Raw genomic sequence first — 22,356 nt, 5'->3', positions numbered from 1 at the left:
GTCGAGCGAAATTGTGCGGAGTTCAGGCGGCATCGCTACGATCAGCGGCGGGATCCGCGGGATCGACCGTGGTGCGCGGCCTGCCGGATTGGATTGTCTTGTGATCGCAGCGTTGGAGCGAGGAATCGAATGACCAGCGCTCTGGTCGAGCACATCGCCGCAGGCGAGGCCGCGACCTGTGAAGTCGCCGATTTGTTGTCCCGTCTTCAGAGCACGCCGACAGGGCTGAGCAGCGTCGAAGCGGCTGCCCGGCTGGCGGTCGTCGGACCGAACGCGGTGCGTAGCAACCGCGTGAGCGCCTTGGCGGTGCTCGGTCGGCAACTGCGCAGCGCGTTGCTGCTGCTTCTCGCGTTGACCGCGGTCGCGTCGTTCGTTCTCGGTGACCACAACGACGCGGTCATCATCGGGGTGATCCTGCTGGCCAGTGTCGGATTGGGCTTCGTCAACGAATACCGCGCCCAACTCGCCAGCGCGGCTCTGCACTCGAGCCAGAGGCATACCGCGGTTGTTCTGCGCGATGACGCCGCCACGCAGATCGATGTCGCCGACCTGGTGCCCGGTGATGTGGTGCCCCTTGTCCTCGGCCAACTCGTGCCCGCCGATCTGCGCCTGCTGAGCGTGACCGGCCTCGAATGCGACGAGAGCGTTCTGACCGGCGAGTCCGAGCCTGCCCCGAAATCTGTGGGCCCGGTCGCCGCCGGGTCCGCCCTGGCTGACCAGGCCGGGTGCGCGTTCATGGGCACCGTCGTCCACGCGGGCGCTGGGACGGGTGTGGTCGTGGCCACCGGCGCGTACGCCGAGTTCGGGCGCATCGCGGTGGGGCTCGGTGAACGTGAACCCGAGACCGAATTCCAGATCGGGCTGCGCCGCTTCTCGGTGCTGCTGCTGCAGGTCGCCGTCGCACTGACCACGATGATCCTGGTCACCAATCTGGTGCTGCGCCGACCGCTGATCGAGTCGCTGCTGTTCGCCCTCGCCATCGCGGTTGGCATCACCCCGCAGCTGCTGCCCGCGGTGGTGAGCACTTCCCTCGCCGCCGGATCCCGGCGCCTGGCGCAACGTAAGGTCCTGGTCAAACGTCTGGTGTGCATCGAGGATCTCGGTGACATCGATGTTCTGCTGACCGACAAGACCGGCACCCTCACCGACGGACAGATCAGTTTCCACGAGGCGCTGACCGCCTCCGGCTCTCCAGGACCGGACACGTTGCTGCACGGCCTGCTCGCCACCGAAACGATCACCGACACCGCTGGCGGTAGCCACGTCGGCTCGAATGCGATGGACACCGCCCTGTGGGCGTCTGCCGGTCTCACCGCCCCGATCGCGGACAGCTATACCCGGCTGGCCACCCTCCCGTTCGACCACGAACGGCGCATGTCCTCGACGCTGGTGGCCGATCCCGACGGCGATCGAATTCTCGTGGTCAAGGGCGCACCCGAAACAGTGCTCGACCGCTGCACCGATATCCCCTCCCGCGCGCACACTGTGCTCGACGGTCTGTTCGCCCAAGGCAGTCGCGTCGTTGCCGTCGCCTCCAAACCCGCACCCGGACATGCCGATCGGCTCGGCCCCCAGGACGAATACGGCCTGAGCCTGAACGGGTTCCTCGTATTCCTCGACCGGCCGAAGACCTCCGCGGCGAAATCTCTGACCCGGCTTGCCGGGCTCGGCATCACCGTCAAAGTAGCGACAGGAGATAACCAGCAGGTCGCCGAGAAGGTCTGCGCGGATCTCGGACTGGTCTCCGGTGGCAGCGTCACCGGAACCGAACTAGAGGGTCTCGACGATGAGCAGTTCAGCGAGGCGGCAATCCGGGCAACCATCTTTTCCCGGGTTTCTCCAGAGCAGAAGGCCCGCTTGGTCAAGACGCTGCGCGCCCACAGTCGTTCGGTCGGATTTCTCGGCGACGGCGTCAACGACGCACTCGCCCTGCACACCGCCGACGTCGGGATCTCTGTCGATTCCGCCACCGATGTCGCCAAGGACGCGGCCGACGTGGTGCTACTCGAAAAGGATCTCGGCGTGCTCGCGGACGGTGTCACCGAGGGGCGGCGCACCTTCACGAACACCATCAAGTATGTGCTGATGAGCACGTCGAGTAATTTCGGCAATATGTTCAGCGCCGCCGCGGCCTCAGCGGTTTTGAACTTCCTTCCGATGCTGCCGAGCCAGATACTGCTCAACAACCTGCTCTATGACACCAGCCAGCTCGCTATCCCCGGCGACCGCGTCGACGAAGAGCAACTGCACGCACCCTCGCATTGGAATATCGGATTCATCCGCCGCTTCATGCTGTTCTTCGGCCCGATCAGCTCGCTGTTCGATTTCCTCACGTTCGGTCTGATGCTCGGGGTTTTCGCTGCCGGACCGGAACTGTTCCGCACCGGTTGGTTCATCGAATCCCTGGCTACCCAGACCCTTATCGTGTTCGCGATCCGCACTCGTCGCGTCCCATTTATGCGCAGCCGACCCAGCCGGGTACTGATGGTCACCGTCGCCGGGGTGCTCATCGTAGGCGTCGCGATTACCGTCTCCCCGTTCAGCGCGGACCTCGGGTTCACACCCCTGCCGATCGGGTTCTTCCTTACCCTCGTGGTGCTGGTATTGAGCTACCTGGTGTTGGTGGAAGGCGCCAAGCATGTGTTCTATTCCGAACCTATGCGTTATGGGCCGGTAGTGCGGTGGCGCGGCCACGAACACCGGATACACCGTCGGGCAGCACGATTCAGCACGCCCGGCGATCTTCGGGTGCCGACATCCCCCGCGCAAGGAGAGCCAGTGGGGGAACTCGGGCATGGGTCCGGCTGACCTTCGAATGCGGAACCAGTACGACTGGTTCTAGCTGAACCGGCAGCTCAAACAGAAGAAGGCGCCCGCGCAACGTGGATCACGGATCCGAGTTCAGCGCCGTCGAAGGCTGTTTACCGGGCCGCGATGCGAGTCAGGGCGGCTATGGGCGGACGGTCGGTTCGGTTCACCCGGGTCGGCGTGGCGGTGGAACGACGCGCCGACGATGTATCGTCGCGGGACCCTGACGAATTCGATGTCGCCGGATCCATGCTGAATCGACTCTGTGCGATGAAGTGCGCATGTTGCCGTCTGCCCGCAATGCCGGAAGCCGCCCGGGCCGTCTCACCAAAATCTCACACTTTCGGCGGGAATCGACCAGTTGCTTCAGGAAGGGTTGGTCAGTATGCCGAACGCGAAAGGGCTTCACTTTCAGTGGTTTTGGGCGCTATCGAGACCTGAGAGATCGATCGGTCGGTCGACTTCGGCGATCGGGACGGTGCCGCGGTAGGCGACGTAGGCGGAGGAGACCGGCTCGTCGTCGACGATGAGCGTGCGGGCGACGGAGTGCACCGGTCCCGGCTGGTGCTGCCGTTCACCACGCGCACCGCGGACTGAGGAGGACAGCCATGGCATTCGTCTATGCCGCCGCCCGGACGCCGTTCGGGCGCTTCGACGGCGCTCTGGCCGGGGTCCGTCCCGACGATCTCGCCGCGACGGCGATTCGGGGCGTACTGGGCAAGGCGCCCGCGCTGGATCCCGTCGCGATCAGTGAGGTGGTGTGGGGCAACGCCAACGGCGCGGGCGAGGACAATCGCAATGTCGGCCGGATGGCCGCGCTGCTGGCCGGGCTGCCGGTCTCGGTGCCCGCCACCACGGTCAACCGGCTCTGTGGCTCCTCGCTCGATGCGGCGATCATCGGCTCGCGCACGATCGACACCGGGGACGCGGACGTGGTCCTGGTCGGCGGCGTGGAGTCGATGACCCGCGCGCCGTGGGTGCTGCCGAAACCGGACCGCGCGTTCCCGGCGGGCCATGTCACCGCCGTGTCGACCACACTGGGCTGGCGGCTGGTGAATCCCAGGATGCCCGCGGAGTGGACGGTGCGGAGTGGACGGTGTCGCTGGGGGAGGGCAACGAGCAACTGCGCGAACGCTTCTCGATCTCACGCGCACGGCAGGACGAGTTCGCCGCCCGATCGCACCGGCTCGCGGCGGCAGCCTGGGACGACGGCTTCTACGACGACCTGGTGGTTCCCGTCGAGGGCGTCGACCTGCCCCGTGACGAGAGCATCCGCCACGACTCGACGGCGGAGAAGCTCGCCGCGTTGCAGCCCAGCTTCCGCCGCGACGGCTCGATCACCGCGAGCAATGCCTCACCGCTCAACGACGGCGCCACCGCCCTGCTGCTCGGCTCCGAGGCCGCCGCCGAACGCCTCGGCCTGGAACCGCTCGCGCGGATCGCCGGGCGCGGCGCGTTCGCGCTCGAGCCGCAGGCGTTCGGCTACGCCCCGGTCGAGGCCGCGAACATCGCCCTCGAGCGGGCTGGCATCGGCTGGGCGCAGGTCGACGCGGTCGAGCTCAACGAGGCCTTCGCGGTGCAGTCGCTGGCCTGCGTCGACGCATGGATGGTCGACCCGGAGATCGTGAACGTCAAGGGCGGCGCGATCGCCATCGGCCACCCGCTCGGCGCTTCCGGCGCCCGCATTCTCGGCACCCTGGCGAAGGTGCTGGCCGAGAAGGGTGTATGCGCCGCTCGGGTCGATCGGCCCGAGGGCCCTTCTTCTTGCCTGCCACGTCACCATCATCCTCGACGGCCAGGTCAGCGACACTCAACGTCACGCTCAGAACATCCGATCTCGCCCATATCTTCAGAGGACTACATGATCACCATGTCTCACATGAGTCTGGCAGATAGGGACTGACCCATTCACTGGGGCTCGGTGCGTAGTCGCCGGTCAATTTCATAGCACGCCTCCTCGGATGGGGGATGTTCTTGATCGGCGAGCATTACGCTTCCGCTGCTTTCGCTCCCGCGCGGCGCCCGAAAAAGCTGCCGTCACCGAGTGATGCGCCGGATGCGTAGCCGCCGGCGCAGATGCCCGATGTGCAGCGGCCCGCGGCGAAAAGTCCCGGGATCGGGTCACCGGAGACGTGCAGAACCTCGGAGTCGACGCTGGTGAGCAGCCCGCCGAGAGTGAATCCGCCGGTCCTGCCGCGCAGGTCGAAGGCGGCGATGGGGGAGCCGATCGGCTTGACCCATTCCGGCTTCTTCCCCAGCAGCGGATCCTCGCCGCGTTCGGCGTGGCGGTTGTACACCTCGACGGTCGACTGCAGTGCCCCCTCGGGCAGACCGATCTCGGCTTCGAGTTCCTCGACGGTCTCGCACACCCACGTGGGTTCGGCACGCATGAGCGCGCTCGACGACGGCCGCGACAGCCCTTCCTCGTAAGCGGTCTCGTCGATGATCAGGTACGCCTGGTTCTGATTTTCGATCAGTGTCGCCTGGCCTACTCGTCCCGGGTAGGTGTCCTCGTTGATGTAGCGCTGGCCGCGGCCGTTGACCAGGATTCCTCGGATGAACAGTTGCGGATCGCAGAAGAACGCGACCTCGGTGGCGTCCATGTGGGCGAGGTCTGCGCCGAGCGCTTGGGCCATTCGGATCGCGCGGCCGTCGTGCTCCTCGATCGAGGCGGCGGGGCGGCCGATGAGGCGTGGCGCGTATGCCTCGACCATGGCGTCGTTGTAGGCGAAGCTGCCGGTCGCGAGCACGACCCCCTTGCGGGCCCGAACGGCGATGTCCTTGCCGTACCGCCTGGCTTGCAGACCGACGACGCGCCCGTCGGCGTCGACGATGAGAGCTTGCACCCGCATGCCGTATTCCGCCCTGACACCCAGTTCGGCGGCCTTGTCGGTGAGGGGCTTCATGAGCATGTAGCCGCCACCCTTCTCGGAGCTGGCGTGCTTGTCCCGCATCTGCGGGAGGTGGCCACGGGGTGCGGGCGGAATGATCGCATGGAAGGGGGCGGAGTTCTCGCCACCGGAGTACATCAGGCCTTCGTCGCTCGGTGGTTCCCAGCCCGGCTCGCCCCAGAAGCTCTCTTTGAACGGGACGCCGCATTCGTCGACCAGCCAGTGGTAGTGGTCGACGCTGCCCTCGCAGTAGGCGTCGATCTTGGTGTCGTCGACGCCTGGGCCGAGTGCCGCTTTCATGAAGGCTTTCATGTTGTCGACGGTGTCCTCGAAGCCACACGCCTTCTGTAATGGTGTGCCGCCACCCATGTAGATGAAGCCGCCGGACATCGACGCGGCACCGCCCCATCCGCCGGTTCGTTCGAGGACGAGCACTTCGGCGCCCGCCTGCGCCGCACCGATCGCGGCGGCGGCACCCGCGACTCCGAACCCTGCGACGACCACGTCCGCCTCGTGAGCCCATTCGCTGACTCGATCTGCTGAAATGGGTCGGATCGATGCTGCCTCGGCCATCGGTCAGTCCTCTCGTGATGTTTCGAACGGTGGTGACAGGGTTCGTGATGCAGATCGATCACTGCGGGAAATGCCGAGCGACAGGCGATTTCACGACTACAGGACAGACTTCATCCGCTTGGCGACCAGGCGCGTTGCGCGTTTGGCGGACATTCTCGACAGACGGTCGAGCACTCGCGCGTCGCTACCGATGACAACCCGGAAGCTGCCCTTCTCGATACCTTCGACTATCTCGCTTCCCGCCCGCTCGGGGGTCGTGGATCGCACCTTCTGTCCGCCCGCGTCGATCATCGCCACGCCGGAATTGCCGGTGAGGTTCGTGCTGATGTTGCCGGGGAACACCGTGGTGACCGCGACATCGGTGTCAAGCAGTTCCGCGTAGAGCCCTTCGCTGAACTGCTTGACCGCCCCCTTACTGGCTCCGTAGAACGTCTGGCTGGCGAATGGGAGCAGCGCGGAGAGGCTCGACATATTCACCAGACACGCCGCGGGACGATCCAGGAGGACAGGAAGGAATGCCCTGCACACGTTGACGGTTCCCCAGAAGTTCACGTTCATGATCCGCTCGATCTCGTCGTCGGAAAGGTCGGTGAATTTCGTGAACCGGTGGATTATGCCTGCGATGTTGACGACGCCGTCGACCTGGCCATGGGCATCGTCGACCTGTCCGGGCAGTGCGGCGACCGCGGAGCGGTCGGTGACGTCGACCGCGTGCGGGGTAACCGACCCGGCGGCGTCACCTGCCGATCCGATCGTCTCGGCAAGGCTGTCTTCATTGACGTCAACGGCCGCGACACGCGCACCGCGTCGTGCGAGTTCGAGCACCACTTGGCGGCCCATTCCGTTGCCGCCTCCCGTCACGACGAAAACCTTGTCGGCGATCTGCATGGTGTGGCACTCCGGTTCTGTGGGTGGACAGCTGAGAACGTTTGCCGGCGGACGAGAGTGGGTTTTTCGGCCAGGTACCAACCGGATGGAAGATCCCGCTCGTGTTGATCGAGCCCCGAGTCGGACCCGATATCGAAAGTGGCCGAGTTGATCCGGTCGATGGCCCGTTCCGACTGCGCTCGATCGCTGCCCACGGCCCGCAGCGTTTCGAATCGATCACGCGGGAGCTCTCTTTCCGTGTCATGACCCGGGGACAAAGTGTGCACGGTCACAACTGAAGTCGGATGTCGACATCCCGCTCAATGGAACGGCTGTCGATCTCGTGCCGGTGCGTGCGAATTCAAGTGTGGTCGGGGTGCCCGTCCGGTGAGCTTCCATCGCACACGCGGCCCGTCCAGAACTCCGGTCACGCCAATCGGGATCGATGGGCGCGTATTCTCGGTTCGATCCAAAACCGCAGTTCGAGTATGTGTCACAGTGATGAAATGGGTTGCCGAACACAGTGCTTGCTTCCGATGTCGGCACGCTGCGGTTGTTCATCGCAGGGGTGATCGATCGGGTTAGTCGGCTGAATCCGACAGTTCACGCACGACGACATCGTTCGGACTCCAGAACGCGCGCATGTTCGTGATGAGCCCATCGGTATCGAAGGTCATCACGTCGATCGGATCGATGGTGATCACCCGGTCCGCCGTCGTGGTGGTAACGCGCATATGAAAGGCCGCGGCATTACCGGACACCCGCACTGTCAGCAACTCCGCGGTCGTGGTGGTGGCATCGAGTGCGCGGTAGAAGGCCGCGATGTTGTCGCGACCGGTGCGCACCTCGCCACCAGCGGGGTCCTCGAGGGTGCCGTCCTCGGCGTACAGTGCGGCCACGTCCGCCGCCGCGGCGGCTCCGATTCGGGAAACATACTCGGTAACCGCTGTGGTGATCTGCTCGACGGTGAGCATCAGGATTCCTCTCTCGAATGGCGCCATCTGCTGCCACGCTCGCGCTGCGAAGCCTCAATCACACCGAATAGCCAGGGTATTCAGCAGTAGGTGTCCCGCCAGACGGGAACAGACGTCGTGAGCCGGCTCCGAAACCGGGACTTACTGTCGGCGCCTTCGGTCCGGCTGCGCCCACTGAGTGGGAGGGTGCCGTTCAGCTCATGACGGAGCCCCTATTGTCCTCACGTAGCCGAGAGTGTGTGACCCAGTTCACGGATCGAATCCGCCGGTGAACCGCTCACACCACGGATAACGCAACACCCTCACCTGCTGGAACCGAGTTCCGTCGACCACCTGGTCACCGCTGCATGGAAGGCCCACATCATGACCAACCCCGTTGACACCGTCGCCGCTGTCGTCGCGGAGGCCGATGCCCCGACGTTCGAGGCCAGAAAGGTTTCGAGTGGGTACTCCTGGCCGGAATGCCCGCGATGGCATGACGGCGCATTCTGGTTCTCGGACATGTACACCGGAACCCTCAAAGTCCTCGATGACGACGGCAATGCCAGCGTGGTGATCGACGCGACGGGTCGTGCCGCCGACACCGACGTGCCGATCGTGCTTGGCGGATTCGGCTGGCTGCCGGACGGGCGACTCATCGTGGTGTCGATGCACGAGAAACTCGTCCTGGTTCACGACGGCACCGCACCCGACGCCCTCAGCGTCTATGCGGACATCTCCGAGTTCACCGTGGCCGCGGCCAATGACATGGTGGTCGACGCCGACGGCCGGGCTTACATCACTCAGCTCGGCTTCGACATTTTCAAGGGTGACGCGCCGGTGGCTTCGCCGCTCATCGTGGTGGATCCGGATGGCGCGGTATCGACCCCCGACGAGGTCGGTCCGCTGATGTGCGCCAACGGAATCACCATCAGCTCCGACGGCGCCAGGGTGTACACGGCGGAAGTGATGGCCTCCAAGATCACGGTGATCGATCGGGCCGCCGACGGCACACTGTCGAATCCTCGGGACTTCGCGGTCTGTCCCTTCATGCCCGATGGCATCGGACTCGACAAGGACGGCGGCGTGTGGGCCGCCATGCCCGGCGGCGGCTACGTCGCCCGGTTCACCGAAGACGGGCTCACCGACGCGATCCCGATGCCACTGGAGAACGGCATCGCTTCGGCATGCATGCTGGGCGGCCCCGGTCGGAGCACCCTCTACATGACGGTCGGTTTCGAGGTCTTCGACTTCGAGAAGTCGGCCCGCGAGGCGTTGGGCGGCATCTGGGTGGCCGAGGTGAAGAACCGCGGCGGCGACACTCGTCCCTGATCCGACCGAGACACTTCGAATTCGAGGAAAGACTATGGCAAACCTGGACTTCAGCGACCGCGTCGTGATCGTGACCGGCGCCGGCCGCGGAATCGGGCGGGCGCACGCCCTGCTCCTCGCCTCACGTGGCGCCTCCGTCGTCGTGGGCGACCTCGGTGCGCGCACCGATGGCTCCGGCGTGGACGGTGACGATCCCGCAGCGGATGTCGTCTCCGAGATCAACGCCGCCGGTGGCAAGGCCGTGGCCAGCACCGGTGACGTGTCCACCGACGAAGGCGCCGATGCCCTTGTCGATGCGGCTGTTTCGTCGTTCGGCAAGCTCGACGCCGTCATCAACAACGCCGGGATCGTCCGTACCGCGCCCTTCGACGAGGTGCCGTACGAGGAGTACCAGCGTCACCTCGACGTGCATTATTTCGGCACCCTCCGCGTCTGCCGTGCGGCCTGGCCGCACCTGCTCGAATCCGACGCGCCGCGCATCGTGAACACCATCTCGCAGGCGATGCTCGGCAACCCCGGTATGTCGCATTACGGAGGATCCAAGGGGGCGGTGTTCGGTCTGACGCGCAACCTCGCTCTCGCGGGGCTCGACAAGGGGATCAAGGTCAACGCGATCGCCCCCGGCGCCGGAACCCGGATGGCCGAGGCCGCCGCGGAGACCCTGTCGCCGGAAATCATGGAGTACATGCGCACGTCGCTGCTGCCGGAACATGTCGCCCCGGTGGCCGCCTACCTCGTTCATCCCTCCTGCGAGGTCACCGGCGAGGTGTTCAACGTGGCGGGTGGCATCGTGAACCGTCTGGCCCTCGTCAACACCGTCGGCATCCACGATCCGAGGCTTTCGATCGAGACAGTGGCCGAGCGGTTCGAGCAGATCATGGCGATCACGCCCGAGGCCGCCCCACAGGTCGTCGCTCCTGCGCACATGCCGGTCTCCTGACCCCACGAACACAGCTCTGACTGGAGTGATTACATGAGCACAACTACCAGCACGGAATACCCGTTCGGACCGGTGGCCCCTGGCGAGGCGGCCGAGCGCTACCGTGCGATTGCCGCCGACCGGCCGATGACCAAGATGACGATGCCGTTCGGCGGTGATGTCTGGGTCATCCACCGCAACGCGGCGGCACGAGAGATGCTGGGCGACAGGCGATTCGTTCGAGAGCCCTTCCGCACCGGCGAACGCGTGATTCCCTATTTCGTCGAGTTCCCCGACTTTCTGAAATCCACGCTGCAATTCGAGGATCCGCCGCATCACACCACATTGCGCAAACTCGTCCAGCGTTCGATCTCGCCCAAACGGGTGAAGGCGATGCGTGATTCGGCGGTGGAATTCGCGAATCATCTCATCGACGAGATGATCGCCAAGGGCGCTCCGACGAATCTGGTCCACGACTATGCGGTGGCGTTGCCGATCCAGATGCTGGCCAATCTGCTCGGTGTTCCGCCCGAGGATCGGGCCAAGTTCCAGAAGTGGAGCTCATCGACCCTCGCGGTGGCCAATATGCCGGAGGACGAGATCGTCGCGAACATGACCGAACTGGTCGTGTACATGGTGGCGCTGATCGAGGAGCGCAGGAAGAATCCGAAGGAGGATCTCCTGAGTGATCTGGCGAATGCCCGCGACAAGGACGACACCCTCACCGACGGTGAGATCCTGCCGATCGCTCTTGTGCTGATCATCGGCGGATTCGACAACACGGCCAATTTCATCTGCGCCGGTGTGCTGTCGCTGCTCCGCAACCCGGATCAGCTGGAACTGTTCCTGGAGGATCCGGACGCCGTGGCGACCACCGCGGTCGAGGAGATCCTGCGCCACGGACGAATGGCGTTGGGTAACAAGGTAACCGGTGGCGGCGGACTGGTTCCGTTCGTGGCAGCAGAGGATGTGGAACTCGACGGTCAGCTGATCGCCGCCGGTGAGGCTGTTCTCGTCGATCCCGCGGCCGTCAGCCACGACGGCATCGCCGTCGAACGCGGCGAGGTCTTCGATATCCGGCGTGAGAACAATCCGCATCTGACCCTGAGTTACGGGTTGCATCACTGTCTCGGCGCGCCTTTGGCCCGGATGGAAATGCAGGTCGGTCTCGCCGAGTTGTTCAAGCGCCTGCCCGGTCTGAAGCTGGAGGGTGACGCCGTCATCGACAACGACAACCTGACCCAGGCGATCGTCGATCTGCCGGTCGCCTGGTAGGAGCGACGATGCCGAAAGTGTTCTATACCCAGCCCGACGGCGTCGAGAAGGTGATCGACGGCGCCGTCGGCGATTCGGTCATGTCGACCGCAGTGAGAAATGGCGTGACCGGCATCGTCGGGCAATGCGGTGGCACACTCTCCTGCGCCACCTGCCACGTGTACCTCGCCCCTTCCGATATGACGCATTTTTCCGAACCCGGCGAGGACGAGGACGACATGCTGGAATGCACGGCATCCGATCGGGAGGACACCTCTCGGCTGTCGTGCCAGCTGACGCTGTCGGAGGGGATAGACCTGCACGTGACCATTCCCGCCGAACAGGTTTGATGATGTCGGTGTCGAAAGACGCGTCCGAAGCGCCGGTCCCTCGAAGTATCGTGGTGGTCGGCGCCTCGCATGCGGCTGTGCACCTCGCGGATCGCCTCCGATCCGAGGGGTATACCGGTGACGTCACGCTGATCTCCCACGAACAGCATCTGCCTTATCAGCGGCCGCCGTTGTCCAAGGCATGGCTCGAGGGGGAGGCGACCGATGAAACACTCCTGCTGCGTGATCGCACCTATTACGCGAACGAGCGGATCGAACTGATCACGGGCGCTCGGGTTCAGAAGGTCGAGCGTGAGTCCCGAGGCGTGCGCGTCGATTACGCGCGTCAAGGTTCATGTGTGTCACGCGAATTCGACCGTCTGGTTCTCGCCACCGGTGCGCGGGCACGCCGGTTGACACTGCCGGGATCCGATCATCGGGACGTGCTCGTCCTTCGTGACCTCGACCATGCGCGGCAACTCGCCGAACGCGTGCGGGCGGGGCCGATGGTGGTCATCGGCGGTGGCTTCGTCGGTCTCGAGGTTGCCGCGACGGCGCGTTCACTCGGTGCCGAGGTGACGGTGATCGAGGCTGGCACGCAGTTGCTCGGCCGTGCGGTGGGGGCATCGACAGCGGAGACCCTGCTCGCGGCTCACCGTGGGATGGGGACCGATGTCGTCTTGGGCGCGGTTCCGGCGGAGATCGTTCGAGACGACGACGGTATTCGAGGGGTTCGTCTCGATGATGGGCGAGAGATTCCGGCGGCGACCGTGCTGGTCGGCATCGGCGCCGAAGCGCGGACCGAATTGGCCGAGCAACTCGGAGTGGTTTGCGACGGTGGGGTTCTGGTCGATGGGCAGTGTCTCGCGTCCGATGGGTGGACCTTGGCTATCGGCGATTGCGCGACCCATGTGTCGCATACCGGTCGACGCTTCCGGCTCGAATCGGTGGACAACGCTACCGAGCAGGCGAACACGGCGGCCGCGGTCCTGTTGGGCAAGCCGTGTCCGCGACGGTCGGCGCCATGGTTCTGGTCGGATCAGGGCGATCAGAAGCTGCAGATCGTCGGATTGCTCGGAGGGCATACCTCGGTGCTGGTGCGCGTGGACCCGGAGAAACCGAGACGTAGGGTCGCGCTGTACTTCGCGGACAACGCGTTGATCGCGGCCGAATGTCTGAACTCCCCGGCGGACTTCGTCGCACTGCGGTCAGCGCTCGGCCGTGGCTATCGACCCAGCCCGGAGATGTTGTCCGACAACACGATCGGTCTCAAGAAACTGTTGATGCCGGTGCGTAGCTGACCCGAGCTCGAAGCGGGGACGCATCGGCGTTTCCGACCGATGCGAAGCACTGTCGGCCAGGCCGACAGTGCTTCGCCGTTCACTGTGGGTGCCGGAATCTCACCGCCACCAATGCGCCGACCTCGGCGATCGCCGCCCGTGCGCTCGCGACCGACGGTGCCTGCATCGCGAATCCGTGACCGAGACCGGGATAGCGCAGCTGCGCTGTGGCGACACCGGCTTCCCGAAGACGATCACCGTAGGCCTCCACACCGTCACGGGTGGGGTCGCCGTGGCCGATGGCGATGACGGCTCGAGGAAGGTCGGCAAGAGAGGTCGCCAGCGCGGGCACACCGTAGGCGTCATCGGCGGACGGGTCGTCGCCGAGATACATATTCTTCATCCAGTCGATGTCATCGGCCGTCAGGAAGGGGGAGTCACCGAACTCCCGCATAGACGGACGGTCGGTTCGACGTTCGATGCCGGGATAGAACAGGACCTGCTGGGTGATGTTCGGGCCGCCCTGATCCCGGCTACACAGTGCGGTGGCGGTGGCCAGGCTGCCTCCCGCGCTGTCGCCGCCGACTCCGATCCGACGTGCGTCGACTCCCCAGTCCGCGGCGGTTTCGTGTACCCAGCACAACGCCGCGTACGCCTCGTCGTTGGCGACCGGATACCGGAATTCGGGAGCGAGTCGGTAGTCGATGTTGAACAGGACCGCGCCGGTGGCTTCGGCCAAGTCACGTGCGAGCCGGTCGAACGAGTGCAGGGTGCCCATGATCATCCCGCCGCCGTGGAACCACACCAGGGCGGGCGAGGCGGTCTGCGGGGCTGACAACGGACGGTAGACGCGGACCGGAATCGTGCCGTGGGGGCCGTCGATCACGGCGTCGCGCACCGTGCGCATCTCGGGTCCGGGGGATCGGACGATCGACTCCAGCGCACGTCGCGCGCCGTCGACCCCGATCGTGTGCATCGGTTTCGCGCCGCTCTCGCGCCTTTTGGCGACAAGGACAGCGAGATCCGGATCCCAACGGTATCGAGTGGTTTCCGCGGGTGTGGTCACGAGTGTCTTCTCCTCGGGATAACCGGGGTGCGAGCTCAGTCCGCTGACGTACGCGTGGCTCGCAGCATGATCCCCGTACTGGTTTCTCCGCCGTGGCGGTGCAGGTTCATCAACTCGATGAGCCGGTCGTTGTCGTGCTCGGCGAGCGCTTCGAGCATGAGGTCGTGTTCGGCCACCACGCGTTGCCGCACGGTCGCGTCGTACAGATACGCGGCGTGATAGGGCATCGCCATCGTCCACAGCCGACGTAATTCGGCGACCACCAGGTTCAGTGGGGATTGTTCGAACATGGCGAAATGAAAGACTTGGTTCCGCATGCGCATCTCGAGGATGTCACCCCGCTCGGCGGCGGCGGTGACCGTGTCGCCGATTCGCCGAACCTCGGCCAGCACGTCGTCGGTGAACCTCGGCAAGGACGCGAGCACCTCCCGCTCGAGGGCGGCCCGCATCAGATAGATCTGGTCGAATTCCGACTGCTGCAGTCGGGCCACGGTGTATCCGACGTTGTGTTCATGCCGTACCAGCCCCTCCGCGGTGAGGTGGCGAAGGGCCTCCCTGATCGGAAGGCGGCTGACGCCGAAACGTTCGGCCATCAGTTCCTGGCGGATCGGTTGACCGGGCAGGAATTCACCGGTCACGATGAGCCGCTCGAGTTCCTCGATGACGCGTGCGGCGGTCCGTCCGACGTCGCGTCCTCGGTCCTCGGTCACCGCACCTCCGGCGTTTCTGCTCACGAGTCCCCGAAGATACCAGCAGCGCGGAGTCGAACGATGTGCTCGGCGCTGTAGCCCATCGCGGTGAGCACCTCGGTGGTGTCGGACCCGCGGGGGACCGCGGGCTGTGGGCGACGATGTGGTGATCTGCTGAGCGAGATCGGGACGCCGACGCCGCGGTAGTCGTCCTCGTCGATGAACAGGCCGCGATGGCGAACCTGTGCCGACCGCAGTGCCTCGTCGATCGTGTTGACCGGACTCGCCGGTACCCCGGCCTGCTCGAGTCGCAGAGCCAATTCCGCGCGCGGCCACGTCGCGATCCGCTCGCCGAGAATCGCGACGAGTTCCTCTCGATGGGCGTGGCGTTGGGCGTTGGACGAGAAGCGCGGGTCGTCGGCGAGCTCAGGAATGCCGAGTGTCTCTGTCAGAGAGCGAAATTGGCCGGAGTTGGCCGCGCTGACGAAGAAGTCGCCGTCGGCTGCTCGAAAGTTCTGATACGGCACCACCGTCGGATGGAAATCGCCGGTTCGTCGCGGAATGCGGTCACTGGCGATCCAATTGGCCGCGTGCGGATGGAGAATCGAGATGACCGAGTCGAGCAGTGTCATATCGACGAGCTGACCGAGGCCACTGCGATCTCGCTCGAGCATCGCCAGCAGGATCCCGGTCACCGCCATATTGGCGGCGACGATGTCGACTATCGGGACACCGACCCGCAGCGGGTTACCGTCCGGATAGCCATTGACACTCATCAATCCGCCGAAAGACTGCAACACCGCGTCGTAGCCGGGCAACCCACCCATCGGCCCGTCGACCCCGAAACCGGTGATGCGGCAATAGACCATGCGCGGATGCCGATCGGCGAGTACGGACTCGTAGTCGAATCCCCAGCGCGCCATCGTCCCCGCCTTGAAATTCTCGATGACGATATCGGCGCCCGCGAGGAGATGGCCGAGGATTTCGCGGCCATCGGCGGTACGCAGGTCGAGCCCGATGTTCTCCTTGCTGTGGTTGAGGCTGGCGTAATAGGCGCTGCTCGTACCCGATTCCAGAAATGGCGGCCCCCAGCCACGGGTCTCGTCACCGGCGGGCCCTTCGACCTTGATCACCTCGGCGCCGTGGTCGGCGAGGATCTGGGCGGTATACGGCCCGGCGAGCACCCTGCTCAGATCGAGGACGCGAAGTCCTGTCAGCACCCCGTTCCCGGTGGCGCTGTCAGCGGCACGCCACGCGGCACGGCCGTCGACCACTGAGTCCCGTGCATCGGAGACCTCCGGAGTCGGTGGTGTCGTGACGTCCATCAGTGATTCCCTTCCGCCTGCTCGCCGCCGACGACGAGATCCCACAGATCGGCGCCGCCCTCCAGGATCTGACCGGCCAGCACATCGGCCCAATACCGTTCGGAACCGTAGCGATCCCGCCAGGTCCACAGCGACGTGGTGAAACGACCGAGCCGGTGCTCGGAGGTGAAGCCGATCGCCCCGTGGATCTGGTGGCCGATAGCGGCGATCTCCCGCGCCGATGACGACGTCACCACCTTCGCCGCGGCGATCGCACGACGAGCGTTGTGCGGGTCGGTGGAGGCCGACGTCGCGGCTACCGCGGTGTCGGTGGCGCTCTCCATGAGCGCGGTCAGAGCGGCCATGCTCGCGAGTCGCTGTTGGATCGCCTGGAACTCGGTCAAGTGCCGCCCGAACTGGATGCGCTCACCCGCGTACCGCAACGTCTGATCCCGGACGGCTCGCGCGGCGGCGGTCAGCGCTACGGCGTAGGCGAGCGCGCCTCGCTGTCGGAGATCATCTGCGCCGATGGGGGATTCGGCATGGAACTCGATCGGTGTCGCGTCGAATTCGTAATCATCGATCGAGGCCCCGACGAGGTCGGTCCCTTCGTCCACGGTGATACCGGAGGCGGTCAGCGAGATGACGGCGATCGACGGGCGTTCGCTCGCGAGCGGGGAGTCGAACAGCACGACCAGCAGGTCGGCGTCGTGGCCGTGGGCGACTGCGTCGAGTCGACCGTCGAGTACGCGTCGATCGCCGATCGCGCGGACCGTGCATCGATGATCGGCGATCGCTACGGTCATCGTCCGCGTATCGAGCGACCACCCGCACCGTGCGGCCAGCCAGGCGGCGAGCGCCGTGTGCTCGATGAGCGCCGTGAGCGCGCCGGTCTCACTGGCGGCGGACACCACCGCGAGGGCATCGGCCAGCGTGCCGCCGCTGCCCCCGTTCGCTTCGGGGATCCCGATGGACTGGAAACCGGCTTCGGTCAGCGCTGTCCACACGGCGGCATCCGGTGAGGAGGCGGGGGTGCCGGTGTCGATGCCGACGCGCTGGATCATCGACGTGGTTGCCGAGATCAGCTCGGAATTCAGGGTTTTCATCGTAATCCCATTCCGCGAGCGACGATTCCGCGCAGGATCTCGTTCGTTCCGCCGCGTAGTGTGAACGCCGGGGTGTGCAGGATGCTGGTCGCCAGCAGGCGTGCGAAGGGGTCGCCCCCGCTGCGCCTGGGCTCGGTGTCACATGACGCCCGCACGGCCTCGACGAGATCGCCCTCGAAAGTCGAGCCGATATCCTTCACCATCGCCGCCAGGGTGTCGGGCTTGCGACCGGCGGCCAGTTCGGCCGCTACCGACAGCGACATCTGCCGCAGCGCCCAGGCGCGCGCGGTGAGCGTGCCGAGGGTGATTCGCTGTGAGGGCGTGGCTTCCGAGCGACGCAATTCGTCGGCCCAGGCGCGAAGTAGCGGCATCGTCGACAGATAGCGCTCGGGCCCCGAGCGTTCGAAGGCGAGTTCGCTCATCACCTGCGCCCAGCCCTTGCCACGCTGACCGAGCAGCGCCTCCGCGCCGACCCGCACGTCATGGAAGATCACTTCGTTGAAGTGGGCCGCGCCGTCGATACTTCGCAGGGGCCGCACCTCGATATCGGGGTGGGACAGGTCGACCACGAACTGGGACAGACCGGACTGTCGATCCGTGGGCTCACCGTCGGTGCGGGCGAGCAGCACCATCGCGTGAGCGGTATGCGCGCCGGTGGTCCACACCTTGGTGCCGCTGATGGTCCAGGAGCCGTCGGTGTCGGCGAGGGCTCTGGTGCGCACCGCGGCGAGGTCGGATCCGGCGTCGGGTTCGCTCATGCCGATCGCGAAGAACAATTCACCCGAGGCGATTCCGGGAATGTAGCGCTGCTTCTGTGCCTCGGTGCCGTGGGCAAGGATGCCCGGCGCCATCTGCCGATCGGCGATCCAGTGCGCGGCGACGGGAGCGCCGTGCGCGAGGAGTTCCTCGGTGACGACGAACCGTTCGATGGGCGTTCGTTCGTGTCCGCCGTAGCGTTTCGGCATCGTCATGCCGAGCCACCCGTGTTGTCCGAGTCGCGCGCTGAATCCGGGATCGAATCCGCTCATCCAGCTGTCGGAGGTCGGGACGAATGATCCGGCGCCGAGTTCGGCGCGCAGAAAGTCGCGCACCTGGTTCCTCAGGAGTGTCAGATCCGTGCTCTCGGATGTCGCGGACGGGTGGACGGCGGCGTCCGGTGCGGCGCTCGTCATCGTCCCGGTCCTCGAGATGACCACGCCGACTGGCCTTTTCGTGCCATCGACCACATCTGTACGCCACGCTCGATCTCCAGTGCGGAGGACCAGCTCACTGCGGGCGGACCGAGTTCGAGGCGTGCGCTGCGCATGATCCGCCGGGTGAGTTCGGGGTCGGCGGCTGCCGGTGTGGTCAGTCCGGAGATGACCGAGTCGAGTTCCGATTCGGGCACGGCGGTGTACGCGAGTCCGCGCGCGACGGCCTCGGTACCCGTCAGCGACTGGCCGCAGGCCGCGAGTGCGATGGTGCCGGACCATCCGATCGCGCGACCGAGCAAGGCGAGGTGGCCGCCGCCGGGGTGAATACTGCGGCCGAGGAATCCGCTGTCGAGCACGGCATCCGGCGTCACGACCATCAGGTCGGCGGCCAAGGCGAGGTTCAGTCCCGCGCCGACGGCGCCGCCGGCGACACGGGCGATGGTGGGTACGGGGAGAGTGCCCACACGTACGAAGGCCCCGTAGACCGCCGACGTGCGCGACACCGCCTCCGGGGAGGCGGGATCGGATGACGAATTCGCCAGATCGCGCGTGTCGGCGCCACTGCAGAAATATGATCCCGCTGCCCGCACCACGACGGCGCCGAGGGTGTCGTCGGCGTCCACGCGGTCGCAGAACTCGTTGATGAGCGCGGCCATCTCGAGACTGATCGCGTTCTTGCGCCGCGGATTGTTCAGTGTCAGCTGCGCGACCCCGTCCGTGAAATCGGTCAGGACCGGTGGATCGGCCGGTGTGCCGACGGGATTGTCAGGTGTCATGGATGCGACGGTAGCAGATTGGATCCAAAATAAGATCCAATAATGATTGACAATCCGCGCACCGTGCTTTGAAGTGGCACACAGTGCGAAAGTCGCCCGATCCGTGGGTGACGACGAGAAGGGAGAACTTGTGTTCGAGTTGAACGGCCGGATCGCCTTGGTGTCCGGCGCGGGGCAGAGCGTTGGTGAAGGAATCGCCAAAGTCCTCGCCAGACAAGGTGCGTCGGTGATCGTCAACGACTTGTTCGCCGACCGGGCGGACAAGGTGACTGCCGCGATCGTCGAAGAAGGCAACCGGGCTGTCGCGCGCGCGTTCGACGTCACCGATCTCGACGCGACGGTCGAATCCATCCGATCGGCAGAGGCCGAACTCGGCGGCCACGTCGACATCCTGGTGAACAACGCGGGGGTCGCGGAGGGCAGGGTCACCAAGCCGTTCCGCGAACTCACTCCCGATCAGTGGGCGCCCTCCATCGACCTCAACATCTACGGCGCGATGAATTGCATCAAAGCGGTCATCGACGGAATGTGTGACTCGGGCTGGGGTCGCATCGTGCAGATCTCGTCGGGGTCGGCCCGGACCGGCCAGAACATCAACGTCTCGATGTACGCGACCGGCAAGAGCGGCATCGAGGGTTTCATCCGCCATCTGGCCGCCGAAACCGGCCAGTACGGCGTCACCGCCAACATCGTGGCGCTGGGCCTGCAGGCAAACCTCGTCGACAAGATGCCGCCGGAGGTCATCGAGAAGCTGATCGCCTCGATTCCCATCGGGCGGCTCGGGGATCCGATCGAGATCGGCGCGTTCTGCGCCTACCTCGCCTCGAACGAGGCCGCGGGAATGACCGGGCAGACGTTGGACTTCAACGGCGGATCGCAGACAAGATGAACGCCGTGCGCGAAACGTCGTCGGCCGGAACCACGTTGTCGCTCACCGCGATCCGGGTCACGGATCTACGGAGATCGGCCGAGTTCTACACCACGGGCTGCGGATTCGACGCAGAGCGGGAATTCTCCACGAATACCTTCGACGCGGCGATCCTGCGCGCCGGAACGGCCGGAATCGAGCTTATCGTGCCTCGCGACCACGCGGCAGCGCCCGACCACGGCAACATGTTCGTCAAGTTGATCATCAACACCGACGACGTCGCCGGGCTCCTGTCCCGAGCGTGTGCGCACGGCGGCACCGTGGAGATGCCGGCCACCGCACTGGCAGAGTTCGGCGGGCGAATTCTCGGCAAGGTTCGCGACCCTGACGGCCACCTGATCGAAGTCGTCGGATTGCCGAGTCGACCTGAGCAGGCCGCACGCGACCACTGAGCGGGATGGACGAACTCGGCGGCGACGTGCGTCGATTAGCGTGGCGCCCACTTCAACCCAGAGTGATATGGAGTAGTCAACGATGACCTGGGGCAAGAACTACGACGTTGTGGTGGTGGGCTCGGGTGGCGCCGCCCTGGCGGGCGCTTTGGCGGCGACGGCGCGCGGCTTGTCGACCTGTGTGATCGAGAAGACCGAATGCTTCGGCGGCACGTCGGCGTACTCCGGTGGCAGTGTCTGGCTTCCGGGAAACCACGTGCTGGAACGAGATGGCGTCGACGACTCCGTCGAGAGGGGGCTGACCTACTTCGGCTCGCTCGTCGGCGAGACGACCCGGTCGGAGGTGCAGCGCGCCTATCTGGAGACCGGGCCCGTCGTCGCGGACTTCCTGGAGAACACGGTGGGGATTCCGCTCGAACACCGTCCATTCCCCGACTATTTCGACGCACCGGGACGAAGTGCCAACGGCCGCAGCATCTTCGCTCGATCGATCACCTCCGACGAGGTCGGTGATCGGTTGGCCGACGTACGGCCGATGGTGCCCGCCGACCAGTTCGGGGTGGAGATCGATCGTTCGGTGCTCGACGGCGGTCAGGCGTGGATCGCGCGGATGATCCTCGCGCTCGACGCGACGGGCCTCGCCGATCTGCGATTGTCGACCCGGGCACTGCGGTTCGTCCTGGACGCCACAGGCCGGGTGACCGGTGTGGTGGCGGCGTCGGACTCGGGGGAGGTGAGCATTCAGGCGCGTGCCGGTGTCCTCGTCGCGGCCGGTGGCTTCGAACGCTCGGCCGACATGCGCAAGCGATGGCAGGATATGCCGACCGCCGACTGGTCGTCGTCGCATCCCGATACCGGCTCCGGTGACGCGGTGACGATGCTGACGGAAGTGGGCGCCGCCCTCGACCTGATGGATCAATCTTGGTGGTGCCCGGCGACCCTGTTCCCCAACGGGCACGCCGCGTTCACCCTCGGCGTGCGATCCGGGATCATCGTCAACGGGATCGCGCGCAGGTTCGCCAACGAACTGCTGCCCTACGACCAGATGGGTCGCGCCATGCGAGCCCAGATGGAACTCGGCCGCGGCGATCAATTCTGGTTCGTTTTCGACAATCGCGTCGGCGACGATCTTCCGGCGATCTGCATGCCGAGTCCCGACCGGGAATCGCTGTCCCGATCCGGTTTGTGGCACACCGCCGACAACATCGCGGATCTTGCCCGGTCGATCGAGCTCGACCCAGAGGAGCTGGGGGCGACGGTCGCCCGGTTCAACGGATTCGCCGACAGCGGCCACGACGATGATTTCGGCCGAGGCGAGGACCCGTTCGGACGTTTCTTCCTCGGCGCGACATCGCCCGAACCATGCCTTCGCCCGCTCGACGGCACGCGTTTGCACGCGGTGCGTTTGGTCCTCGGTGACCTCGGCACCAAGGGCGGCGCGGTCATCAACCGGGACGGAGCGGTCGAGCGCGTCGACGGGACCGTGATCGCGGGCCTCTACGCGGCGGGTAACTCCTCGGCGTCGATCTCGGGTGCGGTCTATCCGGGCCCGGGTGTGCCACTCGGCTCCGGAATGGTCATGGCCTACCGCGCGGTGGCCGATATGGCCGCACATCTCAGCGCCGCGGATACGGTGCAAGCCCCCGCCTGAGCAAGGCTCCGGACCGCGGTGCCGCCGTGTGGCGCACCGCGGTTC

At 65.7% G+C, this 22,356-nt stretch carries 20 protein-coding genes and 1 pseudogene; 11 read left to right on the top strand and 10 right to left on the bottom strand.

The window, feature by feature from the left end; translation table 11 throughout:
• Positions 1-129: 129 nt before the first annotated feature.
• Positions 130-2,808, top strand: a complete 2,679-nt coding sequence (gene mgtA / locus ABZS43_RS15025) for a magnesium-translocating P-type ATPase (RefSeq protein ID WP_355036452.1) — start codon at positions 130-132, stop codon at positions 2,806-2,808.
• Between the two features lie 411 nt (positions 2,809-3,219).
• Here the strand turns inward: mgtA and ABZS43_RS15020 are convergent, their stop codons facing one another.
• The gene (locus tag ABZS43_RS15020) at positions 3,220-3,360 is read right to left on the bottom strand and encodes a hypothetical protein (protein ID WP_355036451.1); all 141 of its coding nucleotides are present in this window, start codon (positions 3,358-3,360) and stop codon (positions 3,220-3,222) included.
• Positions 3,361-3,416: 56 nt separating this feature from the next.
• On the opposite strand from ABZS43_RS15020, the pseudogene ABZS43_RS15015 reads away from it, so the two are divergent.
• Together ABZS43_RS15015 and ABZS43_RS15010 are read left to right on the top strand one after the other, a co-directional pair.
• Positions 3,417-3,734, top strand: a pseudogene (locus ABZS43_RS15015) (3-oxoadipyl-CoA thiolase); the annotation flags it as partial.
• 149 nt (positions 3,735-3,883) lie between these two features.
• Positions 3,884-4,711, top strand: coding sequence for a thiolase family protein (locus tag ABZS43_RS15010; RefSeq protein WP_355036450.1), 828 nt, complete (start codon positions 3,884-3,886; stop codon positions 4,709-4,711).
• An 85-nt stretch (positions 4,712-4,796) separates the two neighbouring features.
• Here the strand turns inward: ABZS43_RS15010 and ABZS43_RS15005 are convergent, their stop codons facing one another.
• From ABZS43_RS15005 to ABZS43_RS14995, 3 genes are all read right to left on the bottom strand, one after another.
• Positions 4,797-6,272, bottom strand: coding sequence for an FAD-dependent oxidoreductase (locus ABZS43_RS15005; RefSeq protein WP_355036449.1), 1,476 nt, complete (start codon positions 6,270-6,272; stop codon positions 4,797-4,799).
• A gap of 96 nt (positions 6,273-6,368) precedes the next feature.
• Positions 6,369-7,160, bottom strand: coding sequence for an SDR family NAD(P)-dependent oxidoreductase (locus ABZS43_RS15000; RefSeq protein WP_355036448.1), 792 nt, complete (start codon positions 7,158-7,160; stop codon positions 6,369-6,371).
• A gap of 560 nt (positions 7,161-7,720) precedes the next feature.
• Complete coding sequence (locus ABZS43_RS14995) at positions 7,721-8,113, bottom strand: nuclear transport factor 2 family protein (protein ID WP_355036447.1); 393 nt, start codon at positions 8,111-8,113, stop codon at positions 7,721-7,723.
• A 363-nt stretch (positions 8,114-8,476) separates the two neighbouring features.
• On the opposite strand from ABZS43_RS14995, the gene ABZS43_RS14990 reads away from it, so the two are divergent.
• Genes ABZS43_RS14990 through ABZS43_RS14970 form a run of 5 tightly spaced genes read left to right on the top strand, consistent with a single transcriptional unit; the run spans position 8,477 to position 13,227 of the window.
• On the top strand, positions 8,477-9,424 hold the full coding sequence (locus ABZS43_RS14990; RefSeq protein WP_355036446.1) for an SMP-30/gluconolactonase/LRE family protein: 948 nt from the start codon (positions 8,477-8,479) through the stop codon (positions 9,422-9,424).
• Between the two features lie 34 nt (positions 9,425-9,458).
• A complete protein-coding gene (locus ABZS43_RS14985; RefSeq protein WP_355036445.1) occupies positions 9,459-10,364 on the top strand; it encodes an SDR family NAD(P)-dependent oxidoreductase in 906 nt (301 codons plus the stop codon).
• A gap of 33 nt (positions 10,365-10,397) precedes the next feature.
• Entirely contained in the window at positions 10,398-11,618 is a 1,221-nt protein-coding gene (locus ABZS43_RS14980; protein ID WP_355036444.1) for a cytochrome P450, read from the top strand.
• Positions 11,619-11,626: 8 nt separating this feature from the next.
• Positions 11,627-11,947: a 2Fe-2S iron-sulfur cluster-binding protein gene (locus ABZS43_RS14975; RefSeq protein ID WP_355036443.1), complete on the top strand. Its 321-nt coding sequence runs from the start codon at positions 11,627-11,629 to the stop codon at positions 11,945-11,947.
• Between the two features lie 2 nt (positions 11,948-11,949).
• A complete protein-coding gene (locus ABZS43_RS14970) occupies positions 11,950-13,227 on the top strand; it encodes an FAD-dependent oxidoreductase (protein WP_355036442.1) in 1,278 nt (425 codons plus the stop codon).
• Between the two features lie 79 nt (positions 13,228-13,306).
• Here ABZS43_RS14970 and ABZS43_RS14965 read toward each other — a convergent pair whose 3' ends face one another.
• The 6 genes from ABZS43_RS14965 to ABZS43_RS14940 all read right to left on the bottom strand — a co-directional run bounded on the left by ABZS43_RS14965 (position 13,307) and on the right by ABZS43_RS14940 (position 19,340).
• Positions 13,307-14,182, bottom strand: coding sequence for an alpha/beta hydrolase (locus tag ABZS43_RS14965; protein ID WP_355036600.1), 876 nt, complete (start codon positions 14,180-14,182; stop codon positions 13,307-13,309).
• Between the two features lie 125 nt (positions 14,183-14,307).
• Positions 14,308-14,982 carry a GntR family transcriptional regulator gene (locus ABZS43_RS14960; protein ID WP_355036441.1) on the bottom strand — a complete coding sequence of 225 codons (675 nt, stop codon included), beginning with the start codon at positions 14,980-14,982 and terminating at the stop codon, positions 14,308-14,310.
• Between the two features lie 20 nt (positions 14,983-15,002).
• Positions 15,003-16,286 (bottom strand): CaiB/BaiF CoA-transferase family protein, encoded by a 1,284-nt coding sequence (locus ABZS43_RS14955; RefSeq protein ID WP_355036440.1) that lies wholly within the window; start codon positions 16,284-16,286, stop codon positions 15,003-15,005.
• A complete protein-coding gene (locus tag ABZS43_RS14950; protein ID WP_355036439.1) occupies positions 16,286-17,371 on the bottom strand; it encodes an acyl-CoA dehydrogenase family protein in 1,086 nt (361 codons plus the stop codon). Before ABZS43_RS14950 ends, ABZS43_RS14955 begins: the two co-directional genes overlap by 1 nt.
• Positions 17,368-18,543: an acyl-CoA dehydrogenase family protein gene (locus tag ABZS43_RS14945; protein WP_355036438.1), complete on the bottom strand. Its 1,176-nt coding sequence runs from the start codon at positions 18,541-18,543 to the stop codon at positions 17,368-17,370. Before ABZS43_RS14945 ends, ABZS43_RS14950 begins: the two co-directional genes overlap by 4 nt.
• Positions 18,540-19,340: an enoyl-CoA hydratase-related protein gene (locus ABZS43_RS14940; protein WP_355036437.1), complete on the bottom strand. Its 801-nt coding sequence runs from the start codon at positions 19,338-19,340 to the stop codon at positions 18,540-18,542. Before ABZS43_RS14940 ends, ABZS43_RS14945 begins: the two co-directional genes overlap by 4 nt.
• Positions 19,341-19,470: 130 nt before the next feature.
• Between ABZS43_RS14940 and ABZS43_RS14935 the strand changes: the two genes are divergently transcribed.
• The 3 genes from ABZS43_RS14935 (at position 19,471) to ABZS43_RS14925 (ending at position 22,311) form a co-directional block, all read left to right on the top strand.
• The gene (locus tag ABZS43_RS14935; RefSeq protein WP_355036436.1) at positions 19,471-20,229 is read left to right on the top strand and encodes an SDR family oxidoreductase; all 759 of its coding nucleotides are present in this window, start codon (positions 19,471-19,473) and stop codon (positions 20,227-20,229) included.
• Between the two features lie 5 nt (positions 20,230-20,234).
• Positions 20,235-20,660: a VOC family protein gene (locus ABZS43_RS14930; protein ID WP_355036435.1), complete on the top strand. Its 426-nt coding sequence runs from the start codon at positions 20,235-20,237 to the stop codon at positions 20,658-20,660.
• Between the two features lie 82 nt (positions 20,661-20,742).
• Positions 20,743-22,311, top strand: a complete 1,569-nt coding sequence (locus ABZS43_RS14925) for an FAD-dependent oxidoreductase (RefSeq protein ID WP_355036434.1) — start codon at positions 20,743-20,745, stop codon at positions 22,309-22,311.
• Positions 22,312-22,356: the final 45 nt, after the last annotated feature.

Source organism: Nocardia sp. NPDC005366 (assembly GCF_040606855.1).
In the GTDB taxonomy this organism is placed as follows: Bacteria; Actinomycetota; Actinomycetes; order Mycobacteriales; family Mycobacteriaceae; genus Nocardia.
Note: the sequence above shows the minus strand (reverse complement) of the source record. Positions and strands in the feature narration are given on the sequence as shown.

What these genes read in the sequence shown, in the direction of transcription:
- mgtA (WP_355036452.1), top strand. Translation starts at nt 130, where the DNA reads ATGACCAGCGCTCTGGTCGAGCACATCGCCGCAGGCGAGGCCGCGACC.
- ABZS43_RS14925 (WP_355036434.1), top strand. Translation starts at nt 20,743, where the DNA reads ATGACCTGGGGCAAGAACTACGACGTTGTGGTGGTGGGCTCGGGTGGC.
- ABZS43_RS14985 (WP_355036445.1), top strand. Translation starts at nt 9,459, where the DNA reads ATGGCAAACCTGGACTTCAGCGACCGCGTCGTGATCGTGACCGGCGCC.
- ABZS43_RS15005 (WP_355036449.1), bottom strand. Translation starts at nt 6,272, where the DNA reads ATGGCCGAGGCAGCATCGATCCGACCCATTTCAGCAGATCGAGTCAGC.
- ABZS43_RS14980 (WP_355036444.1), top strand. Translation starts at nt 10,398, where the DNA reads ATGAGCACAACTACCAGCACGGAATACCCGTTCGGACCGGTGGCCCCT.
- ABZS43_RS14995 (WP_355036447.1), bottom strand. Translation starts at nt 8,113, where the DNA reads ATGCTCACCGTCGAGCAGATCACCACAGCGGTTACCGAGTATGTTTCC.
- ABZS43_RS14990 (WP_355036446.1), top strand. Translation starts at nt 8,477, where the DNA reads ATGACCAACCCCGTTGACACCGTCGCCGCTGTCGTCGCGGAGGCCGAT.
- ABZS43_RS14945 (WP_355036438.1), bottom strand. Translation starts at nt 18,543, where the DNA reads ATGACGAGCGCCGCACCGGACGCCGCCGTCCACCCGTCCGCGACATCC.
- ABZS43_RS14955 (WP_355036440.1), bottom strand. Translation starts at nt 16,286, where the DNA reads ATGGACGTCACGACACCACCGACTCCGGAGGTCTCCGATGCACGGGAC.
- ABZS43_RS14965 (WP_355036600.1), bottom strand. Translation starts at nt 14,182, where the DNA reads ATGCACACGATCGGGGTCGACGGCGCGCGACGTGCGCTGGAGTCGATC.
- ABZS43_RS14970 (WP_355036442.1), top strand. Translation starts at nt 11,950, where the DNA reads ATGTCGGTGTCGAAAGACGCGTCCGAAGCGCCGGTCCCTCGAAGTATC.
- ABZS43_RS15000 (WP_355036448.1), bottom strand. Translation starts at nt 7,160, where the DNA reads ATGCAGATCGCCGACAAGGTTTTCGTCGTGACGGGAGGCGGCAACGGA.
- ABZS43_RS14950 (WP_355036439.1), bottom strand. Translation starts at nt 17,371, where the DNA reads ATGAAAACCCTGAATTCCGAGCTGATCTCGGCAACCACGTCGATGATC.
- ABZS43_RS14975 (WP_355036443.1), top strand. Translation starts at nt 11,627, where the DNA reads ATGCCGAAAGTGTTCTATACCCAGCCCGACGGCGTCGAGAAGGTGATC.
- ABZS43_RS14940 (WP_355036437.1), bottom strand. Translation starts at nt 19,340, where the DNA reads ATGACACCTGACAATCCCGTCGGCACACCGGCCGATCCACCGGTCCTG.